This is a genomic window from Leclercia sp. GHBNCSD, from assembly GCF_055805075.1.
In genome coordinates this window covers 1,503,744-1,516,220 of record NZ_JBQVYO010000001.1, presented here as the reverse complement: position 1 = coordinate 1,516,220, position 12,477 = coordinate 1,503,744, and the positions used below count along the sequence as shown (strand labels likewise).

General features: G+C 57.0%; 9 protein-coding genes. 5 read left to right on the top strand and 4 right to left on the bottom strand.

Features of this window, described 5'->3' with window-relative positions; all coding sequences use genetic code 11:
• Window positions 1–58 precede the first annotated feature (58 nt).
• Complete coding sequence (locus ACT3IC_RS07400) at window positions 59–439, top strand: winged helix-turn-helix transcriptional regulator (protein ID WP_201304753.1); 381 nt, start codon at window positions 59–61, stop codon at window positions 437–439.
• Window positions 440–557: 118 nt separating this feature from the next.
• On the opposite strand, the gene ACT3IC_RS07395 is transcribed toward ACT3IC_RS07400, so the two are convergent.
• A complete protein-coding gene (locus ACT3IC_RS07395) occupies window positions 558–2,501 on the bottom strand; it encodes a bifunctional 2',3'-cyclic-nucleotide 2'-phosphodiesterase/3'-nucleotidase (RefSeq protein ID WP_103177999.1) in 1,944 nt (647 codons plus the stop codon).
• A 191-nt stretch (window positions 2,502–2,692) separates the two neighbouring features.
• Here ACT3IC_RS07395 and cysQ point away from each other — a divergent pair, with 191 nt between their 5' ends.
• Window positions 2,693–3,433: a 3'(2'),5'-bisphosphate nucleotidase CysQ gene (gene cysQ / locus ACT3IC_RS07390; protein ID WP_103178000.1), complete on the top strand. Its 741-nt coding sequence runs from the start codon at window positions 2,693–2,695 to the stop codon at window positions 3,431–3,433.
• Here the strand turns inward: cysQ and ACT3IC_RS07385 are convergent.
• Window positions 3,427–3,984, bottom strand: coding sequence for a YtfJ family protein (locus ACT3IC_RS07385; RefSeq protein WP_103178001.1), 558 nt, complete (start codon window positions 3,982–3,984; stop codon window positions 3,427–3,429). The genes cysQ and ACT3IC_RS07385 overlap by 7 nt on opposite strands.
• 329 nt (window positions 3,985–4,313) lie before the next feature.
• On the opposite strand from ACT3IC_RS07385, the gene ACT3IC_RS07380 reads away from it, so the two are divergent.
• Window positions 4,314–4,520 (top strand): DUF1107 domain-containing protein, encoded by a 207-nt coding sequence (locus tag ACT3IC_RS07380; RefSeq protein WP_032616223.1) that lies wholly within the window; start codon window positions 4,314–4,316, stop codon window positions 4,518–4,520.
• Window positions 4,521–4,578: 58 nt separating this feature from the next.
• Here the strand turns inward: ACT3IC_RS07380 and paeA are convergent, their stop codons facing one another.
• Window positions 4,579–5,916 carry a polyamine export protein PaeA gene (gene paeA, locus ACT3IC_RS07375; protein ID WP_103178002.1) on the bottom strand — a complete coding sequence of 446 codons (1,338 nt, stop codon included), beginning with the start codon at window positions 5,914–5,916 and terminating at the stop codon, window positions 4,579–4,581.
• Between the two features lie 188 nt (window positions 5,917–6,104).
• Window positions 6,105–6,746, bottom strand: a complete 642-nt coding sequence (msrA, locus tag ACT3IC_RS07370) for a peptide-methionine (S)-S-oxide reductase MsrA (RefSeq protein WP_103178003.1) — start codon at window positions 6,744–6,746, stop codon at window positions 6,105–6,107.
• Between the two features lie 223 nt (window positions 6,747–6,969).
• Here msrA and tamA point away from each other — a divergent pair, with 223 nt between their 5' ends.
• Entirely contained in the window at window positions 6,970–8,703 is a 1,734-nt protein-coding gene (gene tamA / locus ACT3IC_RS07365; protein ID WP_103178004.1) for an autotransporter assembly complex protein TamA, read from the top strand.
• Window positions 8,700–12,476 (top strand): autotransporter assembly complex protein TamB, encoded by a 3,777-nt coding sequence (gene tamB / locus ACT3IC_RS07360; RefSeq protein WP_473476987.1) that lies wholly within the window; start codon window positions 8,700–8,702, stop codon window positions 12,474–12,476. Before tamA ends, tamB begins: the two co-directional genes overlap by 4 nt.
• Window position 12,477: the final 1 nt, after the last annotated feature.

The following is a 12,477-nucleotide window of genomic DNA, read 5'->3' as shown; positions in this document are numbered from 1 at the left end:
TGGCACACTATCACTCAAACTAACTTTTAGTAAGTACGTACAAAAAGGTAAGTATCTCATGGCAAACCCAACCCTCAGCGAGCAAATGCGCGACGGCAATCTCTTTGCCGAGCAGTGCCCTTCCCGGGATGTGCTCAAGCATGTGACCAGCCGCTGGGGCGTGCTGATTCTGGTGGCGTTGCGTCAGGGAACACATCGCTTTAGCGATCTGCGGCGCAAGATGGGCGGGGTGAGCGAGAAGATGCTGGCCCAGTCGCTACAGGCGCTGGAGCAGGATGGCTTTGTCAATCGTGTGTCGTATCCGGTAGTGCCCCCGCACGTGGAGTACAGCCTGACCCTGCTGGGGGAAGAGGTGAGTGAGAAGGTGGCGGCGCTGGCCGACTGGATCGAGCTGAATTTGCCCCAGGTGATGAGTCACCGGGATGAACGTGCGGCCTGATGCCGGGTGGCGGCTACGAGTTTGTAGGCCCGGCAAGCGCAGCGCCGCCGGGCATTGTGCGGTCTGTTTGCCGGGTGGCGGCTGCGCCTTACCCGGGCTGGGAAACGGCAACGTTCTTTTACCTGCTTAAATCTAACTGATAGATCGCAAATCCAATCTCATCGGTCGCGACCTGCTGCATCGGGTACTGCGCTTTCTCTTTAATAAACGCCGCCGCTTTTTCCGTTGGCGCGGTCTCAAAGCGGATATCCAGCTTCACATCGCTGTGAACAGGGGCCAGACGCCAGTTGTTATCCGCTGCCGGATGGATTTCGCCGCTCTTCTTCGACTGCTCGCCAATCCACGTTGCCAGCACCGAACGGTTCTCATCCGGTGAGGCGAAGGCGATATGGCTGTCGCCGGTCCCGGCAAACTTACCGCCGTAGGCGCGGTAGTTGTTGGTCGCCACCAGGAAGGTCGCTTTCGGATCGATTGGCTTGCCGTTAAAGGTCAGGTTTTTAATGCGTTCGGCCTGGGCATTCACCACCTGGCACTCGCCGTCATATTTCGCCGGCTGGGAGACATCAATCTGGTACTCCACCCCGTCGATCACATCGAAGTTATAGGTGCGGAAACCGTCCCAGTTAATCAGCGACTGTGGTTTGGTGCTGGTCGGGTCGATCTGGTTAAACTGGCCCGCAGAACACTCCAGCCACTCCTTCACCTCCTGGCCCGTGGCTTTGACCACCACCAGGGTGTTCGGATAGAGATAGAGATCGGCGGCGTTCCGGAAGGTCAGTTGGCCTTTTTCAACTTCAACATAGCTGGCCGGATCGTTCTTGCGACCACCCACTTTAAACGGCGCCGCAGCGGAGAGGACCGGCAGTTTCGCCAGATCCGGATCGCCCTGAATATAGCGCTCCACGTAGGCTTTCTGCGCCATGTTCACCACCTGCACGGTAGGATCGTCCTGCACCAGCGCCAGGTAGCTGTACATGTTGTCGGCGGATTTGCCGATGGGTTTGCTGACAAACTCGCGGGTGGCGTCGTGATCGTGCTTCAGCACCTCGACGATATTTTTATCTTCGCCCACCAGCGCTTTTTTAGCGGCCAGATCGTAAATCGGTCGCGCTTCGGCTTTCGACTGGGTGACCTGCCATTTGCCGCCGTCATTATTGAGCACCAGATCGACCACCCCAAGGTGATCCCCCCACATGCCCGGCATCACCGCGGGCACGCCGTTCAGGGTGCCTTTGGCAATGTCCGCCCCTTTAATGCTGGCGAAGTCTTTACCCGGGAAAACCGCGTGGGCGTGGCCGAAGAGAATAGCATCCACCCCTTTCACTTCGCTGAGGTAGTAGACCGAGTTTTCCGCCATCGCCTGGTATGGGTCGGCAGAGAGCCCCGAGTGGGCTACCACCACCACCAGATCGGCGCCTTTTTCGCGCATCTCCGGCACATACTTGCGGGCGGTTTCGGTGATGTCATTAACCGTCACTTTGCCGCTCAGGTTGGCCTTATCCCAGGTCATGATCTGCGGCGGGACAAAGCCGATATAGCCGATCCTCAGGGTCTGCGGTTTCCCGTCCTGATCGACCACGGTGGTCTCTTTGATCAGATAAGGTGTAAAGAGCGGCTTCTGGGTCTTAACGTCGATGATATTGGCGTTAACGTACGGGAATTTGGCCCCTGAAAGCGCCATATGCAGATAGTCCAGCCCGTAGTTAAACTCATGGTTACCCAGGTTACCCACCGCGTAATCCAGGGTATTTAGCGCCTTGTAGACCGGATGCACATCGCCCTTTTTCAGACCTTTCGCCGCCATGTAATCGCCAAGAGGACTACCCTGAATTAAGTCCCCGTTATCGACCAGGACGCTGTTTTTCACTTCGCTACGGGCTGCGTTAATCAGGCTTGCGGTACGCACCAGACCAAATTTTTCCGTCGGGGCGTCTTTGTAGTAGTCGAAGTCCATCATATTGCTGTGCAGGTCGGTGGTTTCCAGAATGCGGAGATCAACCGTCGCTGCCTGTACGCTCGCCGCAATCAGCGTCGCCAGGAGCGTTGCGCTAAACTTAATCATCAGAGGAGTCCTTTTATTCGATCCAGGCCACAAAAGAATATGTATCTATATTTTTTTGCTTACAGAATTGTGAATCCTGCCAGAAAAAAGGGCCCTGAAACCGGAATTGCTTCACAGATAGCGGATTTATTCACAATGCGATATAAATAAAACAAAGAGTTATACCCACTGTGATAACAAAGAGGTGGAGAATGTTAGATAAAATTTGTCAGCTCGCACGGGAAGCGGGCGAGGCCATTATGCAGGTCTACGATGGTAAGATCCCGATGGATACGATCCGTAAAATCGACGACTCCCCGGTGACCGCAGCCGATCTTGCGGCGCACGGCGTGATCCTGAAAGGCTTGCAGGCGTTAACGCCCGATATCCCTGTACTTTCCGAAGAAGATCCCCAGCCCTGGGAGGAGCGCCAGCACTGGCAGCGTTACTGGCTGGTTGATCCGCTGGACGGCACCAAAGAGTTCCTCAAGCGTAACGGTGAATTTACGGTAAATATTGCCCTGATTGATAAAGGCAAAGCGGTGCTGGGGGTAGTCTACGCCCCGGTGCTGAAGGTGATGTACAGCGCCGCCGAAGGCAAAGCGTGGAAAGAGGAGTGCGGGGTGCGCAACCCGATCCAGGTGCGTGACGCCCGGCCACCGCTGGTGGTGATCAGCCGCTCTCACTCGGATAACGAACTTGAGGAGTATCTGCATCAGCTGGGCGAGCACCAGACAACGTCGATCGGGTCATCGCTGAAGTTCTGCCTGGTGGCAGAAGGGCAGGCGCAGCTCTATCCCCGCTTTGGGCCAACCAACGTCTGGGATACGGCGGCAGGCCATGCCGTTGCCGCCGCCGCGGGCGCCCATGTTCACGACTGGCAGGGCAAGCCGCTCGACTATACCCCGCGGGAATCTTTCCTTAATCCAGGCTTCCGGGTCTCGCTTTACTGACCGACCAACTTATGCAGCAGGGCGACCACCTGCTGCACCTCCTCCTGGGTCAGCGCCCCATCTTTCGCCCACTGCACTTTACCTTGCTTGTCCAGCACGACGGCGGCTGAGCTCTCTTCTTCCAGCTGCCAGGCGCCGCGCGCCGCGCCGTTACTGTCGACGATGAACTGTGACCATGGGTAGAGCTTTTTATTGCTCTCCAGGCTGCTGCGCACGAACATGCCGGAACCCGGTATCGCATCATCGGTATTCACTATGGTAGTGGTCTGATAAGTATCTTTTGGTAAATGTGCCGACTTGATCGCTTCAATCAGGGTTGCGTTTTTCTCTTTTGCCGAAGTGCGACCGGCAATATGTAGCACCACTCGCACTTTGCCAGGAAGCTGCGCGCTATTCCAGGTTTTGTAGCTAAACTCATTATTGTCGAGGATCAATTCTCCCCGGTCGGCAATGCCCACCGGTGGCACTCGTTGTCCCTTCTCAAAATTATGTGCGGAAGCCATCAGTGGCAGCATCAGGCAGGCAGTTGCCAGGATGTTACGTATGGTCATGGTGTTTTCCTTTTTGTTTTATTAGCAGGTGATCCGACCACTTGGTCTGATGTTTTAATCATAAGTGCGATCGCAGCGCTTTACCCGCAATCCCGGTGCCAGAGTGAGGGGGAACGCACATATCTGCACAAAAACGATGGCTTATACTGCCCAAAAGTTACGATTGCAAAGAATATTCTGATTATTTGTCATCAAAAGGTAAATAAACTTATGCAGACTGGGTATCACCATTTTTCTCGTCTATAGTCATTGGGCAACAAAATTTGCGCTCCAGAGGGTCGGCCCGATTGTGGTGCCGCAAGAGCGTATGATTCGCAGGAGATAATAGAATGAAAATTTTTCAACGCTACAATCCGCTTCAGGTAGCTAAATACGTAAAAATCCTGTTCCGTGGACGGTTGTATATCAAGGACGTTGGCGCTTTTGAGTTTGATAAGGGCAAAATCCTTGTCCCAAAAGTGAAGGATAAACAGCACTTTTCTGTGATGTCCGAAGTCAACCGTCAGGTTATGCGTCTGCAAACTGAGATGGCTTAACCAACGTGCTATGCAGTAAAAGAAACGGCTCCCGATGGGAGCCGTTGATGTTTCTGGTTTAGGCCGAGGCGTTCTCTTCAGCATCCGGCATTTTTGGCACCAGCACCGTCGGTTTGTTGTCGATGCGCGTCACCAGCAGCTGGTCGATGCGGTAGTTGTCGATATCCACCACCTCGAACTTATATCCCGAGAACTTCACCGAGTCGGTGCGTTTCGGGATTTTACGCAGCATAAACATCATAAAGCCGCCAATGGTCTCGTAGTTGCCCGACTGCGGGAACTCGTCGATGTCCAGCACGCGCATCACGTCGTCGATAGGCGTACCGCCGTCCACCAGCCATGAGTTCTCATCGCGCGCCACAATCTGCTCTTCCAGACCCTGGCCCACCAGATCGCCCATCAGGGTGGTCATGACATCATTCAGGGTGATGATCCCCACCACCAGCGCGTATTCGTTCATGATCACCGCAAAGTCTTCCCCGGCGGTTTTGAAGCTTTCCAGCGCTTCGGAGAGCGTCAGGGTGTCCGGGACAATCAGGGTATTGCGGATCTGCACCCCGCTGTTCAGCGTCAGGCTCTGGTTCGCCAGCACGCGGTTCAGCAGGTCTTTGGAGTCGACATAACCGATGATGTGATCGATATCTTCATTACAGACCAGGAACTTGGAGTGCGGATGTTCCGCCACCTTTTTCTTCAGGCTCTGCTCATCTTCGTGCAGATCGAACCAGATCACGTTCTCACGCCCGGTCATGGAGGACGGCACGGTACGGGACTCCAGCTCAAACACGTTCTCGATCAGCTCATGCTCCTGCTTACGCAGCACCCCCGCCAGCGCGCCAGCTTCAAATACCGCGTAGACATCGTCAGAGGTGATGTCATCTTTACGCACCATCGGCAGCTTAAACAGACGGAAAATGGTATTGGCCAGGCCGTTAAAGAACCACACCAGCGGGCGGAACACGAAGAGACAGAAGCGCATCGGGTTGATGATGCGCAAAGCCACAGCTTCTGGCGCAATCATACCGATGCGTTTCGGGGTCAAATCGGCAAACAGAATGAACAGGCCAGTCACCAGTGAGAAGGAGAGAATGAAGCTCAGCTGCTCGGAAAGCTCAGGGGAGAAGTATCGGGAGAAAACGCTATGGAATGCGGGCGAGAATGCAGCATCACCCACAATACCGCCAAGAATGGCGACCGCATTGAGGCCGATTTGCACCACGGTAAAGAACATCCCCGGGTTTTCCTGCATTTTCAGGACGCGTTGGGCATTGAGATCGCCATCATCGGCGAGCAGTTTAAGTTTAATTTTACGGGATGCGGCCAGAGAGATTTCTGAAATAGAGAAAAATGCACTGACAGCGATGAGACAAAGTATTACTAAAATACTGTTTAACATATCTTATCCGGCTTCTCGCCAGATCCTCGGAGGGAAGTTGGTCATACAGGTGTGTAGATATTTTGAACACCGGTCCGAAGCGGTAGGCCGGTTATTTCGAGGGGTAGTATAGCGTAAACGGCTGTAAAGTCGCCAGAGATCGCTTTTTGAGCCGGTTTTGCTCGTCAACAGGCAAAACCGGCTTACTGTTATGCCAGCTGAGGCGGCAGGCAGACACCAATGCCACCGATACCGCAGTAGCCGTACGGATTTTTATGCAGATACTGCTGGTGGTCATCTTCCGCATAATAGAACGGTAAGGCGTTGGTGATTTCGGTCGTCACCGGGCGATCGTCGCCGGCGGCGTGCATCGCCTGCTGGAAGCGCGCCAGACTGTCGCGGGCGGCGGCATCCTGTTCCGGCGTGAGCGGATAGATCGCCGAGCGGTACTGGGTACCGTGGTCATTGCCCTGACGCATACCCTGCGCAGGATCGTGGTTTTCCCAGAATACCTGCAGCAGCTGTTCGTAGCTGACGACGTTCGGATCATATACTACCCGTACCGCTTCGGCGTGACCGGTCTGCCCGGAGCAGACTTCGCGGTAGGTTGGGTTCGGGGTATAGCCCCCGGTATAGCCTGCCGCGGTGCTGTAGACGCCCGGCAGTTGCCAGAAGAGGCGCTCCACGCCCCAGAAACAGCCCATCGCGAACAGGGCAATTTCCATCCCCTCCGGGACGTTAGTCATGGAGTGGCCGTTAACGGCATGGAGAGTGGCGACAGGCATAGGGGTGTTACGTCCCGGTAATGCGTCCGCCTGAGCAACCAGGTGCTTTTTATCGAATAAACTCACGGTGTGGCCTCCGGGTGGGTGATGTTTGGGTTAAGGTTGTCACGACGCGTTTAATTGAACACAATAAATGCGGTGAATGAGTCTAGATTTAAACATAAGAAATATTAGGGTGTTTAACCATTTTTCAACCCGCGTATTGGGTTTTGGGCTTTTGCCGTGATTTGCTGCGGAGCGGCACTTCATATGCTTCCAGGGGTGGAAACAAGGATATTCAGGAGAAAACGTGCCAAAAATCCGCCAGTTATGTTTAGCCAGTCTCTTGCTGACAAGCGGAGTCGCCAGCGCGGCGAACGTTCGTTTACAGGTTGAGGGGCTATCCGGGGCGCTGGAAAAAAACGTACGCGCGCAGCTCTCCACTATTGAGAGCGACGAAGTGACGCCCGATCGTCGCTTTCGCGCCCGCGTGGACGACGCCATCCGCGGCGGTTTAAAAGCGCTCGGCTACTATGAGCCGACCATCGACTTCGAGCTGCGTCCACCTCCGGCCAAAGGGCGGCAGGTGTTGATTGCCCGCGTCAAGCCAGGGGTTCCGGTGCTCATCGGCGGCACGGACGTGGTGCTGCGCGGCGGCGCGCGTACCGATCAGGACTACCTTGAACTGTTGAACACGCGGCCAAAGAATGGCACCGTGCTCAATCACAGCGACTATGACGGCTTCAAAAAAGATCTGACGAAGGTGGCGCTGCGCAAAGGCTACTTTGACAGCCAGTTCAATAAAAGTCAGCTCGGCATCGCCCTCGATCGGCATCAGGCGTTCTGGGACATCGACTATGACAGCGGGGAACGCTACCGCTTTGGCGATGTCACCTTCGAAGGGTCGCAGATCCGTGATGAGTATTTGCAGAATCTGATCCCCTTTAAAGAGGGCGACTATTATCAGTCGAAAGATCTGGCCGAGCTTAACCGCCGTCTGTCAGCCACCGGCTGGTTTAACTCCGTGGTGGTGGCACCGGAGTTTGATAAAGCGCGACAGACCAAAGTGCTGCCGCTGCACGGCGTGGTATCGCCACGCACCGAGAACACCATTGAGACCGGGGTGGGCTATTCCACCGACGTCGGCCCGCGCGTAAAAGCGACCTGGAAAAAGCCGTGGATGAACTCCTACGGCCACAGCCTGACCAGCAACGTCAGCCTCTCAGCTCCGGAGCAACAGCTCGATTTCAGCTATAAAATGCCGCTGCTAAAAAATCCGCTTGAGCAATATTACCTGGTGCAGGGCGGCTTTAAGCGCACCGATCTGAACGACACCGAAGCGGATTCTACGACCCTCGCCGTGTCGCGCTACTGGGATCTCTCCAGCGGCTGGCAGCGCGCCATCAACCTGCGCTGGAGCCTCGACCACTTTACCCAGGCCAATGTTACCAATACCACCATGCTGCTCTATCCGGGGGTGATGATCAGCCGGACCCGTTCCCGCGGCGGCCTGATGCCGGACTGGGGGGATTCCCAGCGCTATTCGATAGACTACTCCAATACCGCCTGGGGCTCGGATGTAGATTTCTCCGTGGTACAGGCGCAAAACGTCTGGATCCGCACCTTTTATGACCGCCATCGCTTTGTGGTGCGTGGCAACCTGGGCTGGATTGAAACCGGCGACTTTGAAAAAGTGCCGCCGGATCTGCGCTTCTTCGCCGGGGGCGATCGCAGCATTCGTGGCTACAAATACAAATCCATCGCGCCAAAAGATGACGACGGCAAGCTGATCGGGGCCTCGAAGCTGGCTACCGGCTCGCTGGAGTATCAGTACAACGTCACTGGAAAATGGTGGGGCGCGACCTTTATCGACAGCGGAGAAGCAGTAAGCGATATCCGCCGCAGCGACTTTAAAACCGGCGCAGGCGTCGGGGTGCGCTGGGAGTCACCGGTCGGGCCGATCAAGCTCGATTTCGCCGTGCCGGTGGGCGATAAAGATGAACACGGTTTACAGTTTTACATCGGTCTGGGGCCTGAATTATGAGTTTATGGAAGAAAATCAGCCTCGGCGTGTTGCTGTTTATCCTGCTGCTGCTGGCTGCGGTGGCCTTTCTGGTGGGCACCACCAGCGGGCTGCATCTGCTGTTTAAGGCGGCAGACCGCTGGGTGCCGGGGCTGGAGATTGGTCAGGTCACCGGCGGCTGGCGCGACTTACATCTGAAAAACGTTCGCTACGACCAGCCGGGCGTGGCGGTCAACGCCGGGGATCTGCATCTGGCGGTGAAGCTCGGCTGCCTGCGTGACAGCAGCCTGTGCATTAACGATCTGTCGTTAAAAGATCTCTTCGTAACGATAGATTCCAAAAAAATGGAGCAAACGGAGCCCGTTGCCGAAGAGGAGAGCGGGCCGCTGGATCTCTCCACGCCATACCCGATATCACTTAACCGGGTGGCGCTGAATAACATCAACGTCAAAATCGACGACACCACCGTGTCGGTGATGGACTTCACCTCCGGCCTGCGCTGGCAGGAGAAAAACCTGACCCTGACTCCGACCTCTCTGCAAGGGCTACTGATTGCCCTGCCGAAAGTGGCGGAGGTGGCCCAGGAAGAGATTGTCGAGCCTAAAATTCAGAACCCGCAGCCGGAAGAGAAGCCGCTGGGCGAAACCCTGAAAGATCTCTTCTCGAAACCGGTCCTGCCGGAGATGACCGACGTTCACCTGCCGCTGAACCTTAATATTGAAGAGTTTAAGGGCGAGCAGCTGCGCCTCACCGGCGATACCGATCTGACGGTCTTCAACATGCTGCTGAAAGTGAGCAGCATCGACGGCAACATGAAGCTCGACGCGCTGGATATCGACACCAACCAGGGCAGCGTCAACGCCACCGGCAACGCCCTGTTACGGGATAACTGGCCGGTGGATATCACCCTCAACAGCACCCTGAACATCGATCCGATTAAAGGCGAGAAGGTGAAGCTGAAGGTGGGCGGCGCCATGCGCGAACAGCTGGAGTTTGGCGTGAACCTCTCCGGCCCGGTAGATATGGTGCTGCGCGGCCAGACCCGGCTTGCAGAGGCGGGCCTGCCGCTCAACCTTGAAGTGGTGAGTGAGCAGCTCTACTGGCCATTTACCGGCGAGAAGCAGTACCAGGCCGATGACGTGAAGCTGAAGCTCACCGGCAAAATGACCGACTACACCCTGTCGTTCCGCACCGCGGTGAAAGGGGAGGGGCTGCCGCCTGCCGGCATCACTCTGGATGCGAAGGGCAACGAACAGCAGATCAACCTCGACAAGCTGACGGTGGCCGCGCTGGAGGGCAAAACCGAGCTGACGGCGCTGCTCGACTGGCAGAAGGCGATCAGCTGGCGCGGGGAGCTGAAGCTCACCGGGATCAACACCGCCAAAGAGGTGCCGGACTGGCCCTCGAAGCTCGACGGGCTGATTAAAACCCGCGGCAGTCTCTACGGCGGTAGCTGGCAGATGGAGGTGCCGGAGCTGAAAATCACCGGCAACGTGAAGCAGAACAAAGTGGATGTGAACGGCTCGCTGAAGGGCAACAGCTACCTGCAGTGGGTCATCCCGGGCCTGCACGTCGCGCTGGGGCGCAACACCGCCGATATTAAGGGCGAGCTGGGGGTGAAAGATCTCGATCTGGATGCCACTATCGACGCGCCGAACCTGGATAATGCCCTGCCAGGGCTGGGCGGAACCGCGAAAGGGCTGCTGAAGGTGCGCGGCACGGTAGAAGCCCCGCAGCTGCTGGCGGATATCACCGCCAACGGCCTGCGCTGGCAGGATCTTACCATCGCCCGGGTGCGGGTAGATGGCGACGTGAAATCCACCGATCAGATCGCCGGGCACCTGAACCTGCGCGTCGATCGTATCTCGCAGCCGGGCCTCAACCTCAACCAGGTCACCCTTGAAGCCAAAGGTAGCGAGAAACAGCATGACCTCCAGCTGCGCATTCAGGGTGAACCGGTCTCCGGCCAGCTGCACCTGGCGGGCAGCTTTGACCGCCAGGAGACCCGCTGGAAAGGCACCCTGGATAACACCCGCTTCGCCACCCCGGTGGGACCGTGGTCGTTATCGCGCGCTATTGCCCTGGATTACCGCAACGCGGAGCAGAAGATCAGCATCGGGCCGCACTGCTGGACCAACCCGAATGCCGAACTGTGCGTGCCGCAGACCATTGACGCAGGCGCCGAAGGGCGGGCAGTGGTCAACCTTAACCGCTTCGATCTGGCGATGCTCAAGCCGTTCATGCCGGACACTACGCAAGCAAGCGGCGTGTTCAGCGGCAAGGCGGATGTCTCCTGGGATACCACCAAACCGGGGCTGCCGGAGGGCAACGTCACGCTCGCCGGGCGTAACGTGAAGGTGACGCAGGTGGTGAACGATGCGCCGCTGCCGCTGGCCTTCAGCACCCTCAATCTCACCGCCGATCTGCATAACAACCGCGCCGAGCTGGGCTGGCTGATCCGCCTCACCAACAACGGGCAGCTGGACGGCCAGATCCAGGTGACCGATCCGCAAGGACGGCGCAACCTGGGCGGCAACGTCAACATTCGCAATCTTAACCTGGCGATGGCGAATGCCATTTTCTCCCGCGGCGAGAAGGCGGCAGGTATGCTGAATGCCAACCTGCGGCTGGCGGGCAGCGCCCAGAGCCCGCAGCTGTTCGGCCAGATGCAGCTCAACGGGGTAGATATCGACGGCAACTTTATGCCGTTTGATATGCTGCCGAGCCAGCTGGCGATGAACTTTAACGGCATGAGCTCGACGCTTACGGGCACCGTACGTACCCAGCAGGGGCAGATCAACCTCAGCGGCGATGCCGACTGGAGCCAGCTCGATAACTGGCGCGCCCGGGTGGCGGCCAAAGGCAGCAAGGTGCGGATCACCGTGCCGCCGATGGTGCGTTTAGACGTCTCGCCGGATGTGGTCTTTGAGGCCACGCCGCAGCTCTTCACCCTTGATGGCCGCGTCGATGTACCGTGGGCTCGTATCGTGGTGCATGAACTGCCGGAAAGCGCGGTGGGCGTCTCCAGCGATGAGGTCATGCTCAACAACAACCTCCAGCCGGAGGAGCCACAGAGCGCCTCTATCCCGATCAACAGCAACCTGATCGTACACGTGGGTAACAACGTGCGCCTGGATGCGTTTGGGCTGAAGGCCAGACTGACCGGCGATCTGAAAGTCGCGCAGGATAAACAGGGGCTGGGCCTCAACGGGCAGATCAACATTCCGGAAGGGCGCTTCCACGCCTACGGCCAGGATTTGATGGTGCGTAAAGGCGAACTGCTCTTCTCCGGCCCGCCGGATCAGCCGCTGCTGAATATCGAAGCGATCCGTAATCCGGAGGCCACCGAAAATGATGTGATCGCCGGGGTGCGCGTGACGGGCACCGCGGACGAACCGAAAGCGGAAATTTTCTCCGACCCGGCAATGTCCCAGCAGGAAGCGCTCTCATACCTGCTGCGCGGGCAGGGGCTGGACAGCAATCAGAGCGACAGCGCGGCGATGACCTCAATGTTAGTCGGTCTGGGGGTTGCACAAAGTGGTCAGGTTGTGGGTAAAATCGGCGAGACGTTTGGCGTAAGCAATCTGGCGCTGGACACCCAGGGGGTCGGCGACTCCTCTCAGGTGGTGGTCAGCGGCTATGTACTGCCGGGTCTGCAGGTGAAATATGGTGTGGGGATCTTTGACTCATTAGCAACTCTCACGTTACGCTATCGCCTGATGCCTAAGCTATATCTGGAAGCGGTGTCTGGCGTAGACCAGGCACTCGATCTGCTCTATCAGTTTGAGTTTTAGC

What these genes read in the sequence shown, in the direction of transcription:
- ACT3IC_RS07400 (WP_201304753.1), top strand. Translation starts at nt 59, where the DNA reads ATGGCAAACCCAACCCTCAGCGAGCAAATGCGCGACGGCAATCTCTTT.
- ACT3IC_RS07395 (WP_103177999.1), bottom strand. Translation starts at nt 2,501, where the DNA reads ATGATTAAGTTTAGCGCAACGCTCCTGGCGACGCTGATTGCGGCGAGC.
- cysQ (WP_103178000.1), top strand. Translation starts at nt 2,693, where the DNA reads ATGTTAGATAAAATTTGTCAGCTCGCACGGGAAGCGGGCGAGGCCATT.
- ACT3IC_RS07385 (WP_103178001.1), bottom strand. Translation starts at nt 3,984, where the DNA reads ATGACCATACGTAACATCCTGGCAACTGCCTGCCTGATGCTGCCACTG.
- ACT3IC_RS07380 (WP_032616223.1), top strand. Translation starts at nt 4,314, where the DNA reads ATGAAAATTTTTCAACGCTACAATCCGCTTCAGGTAGCTAAATACGTA.
- paeA (WP_103178002.1), bottom strand. Translation starts at nt 5,916, where the DNA reads ATGTTAAACAGTATTTTAGTAATACTTTGTCTCATCGCTGTCAGTGCA.
- tamB (WP_473476987.1), top strand. Translation starts at nt 8,700, where the DNA reads ATGAGTTTATGGAAGAAAATCAGCCTCGGCGTGTTGCTGTTTATCCTG.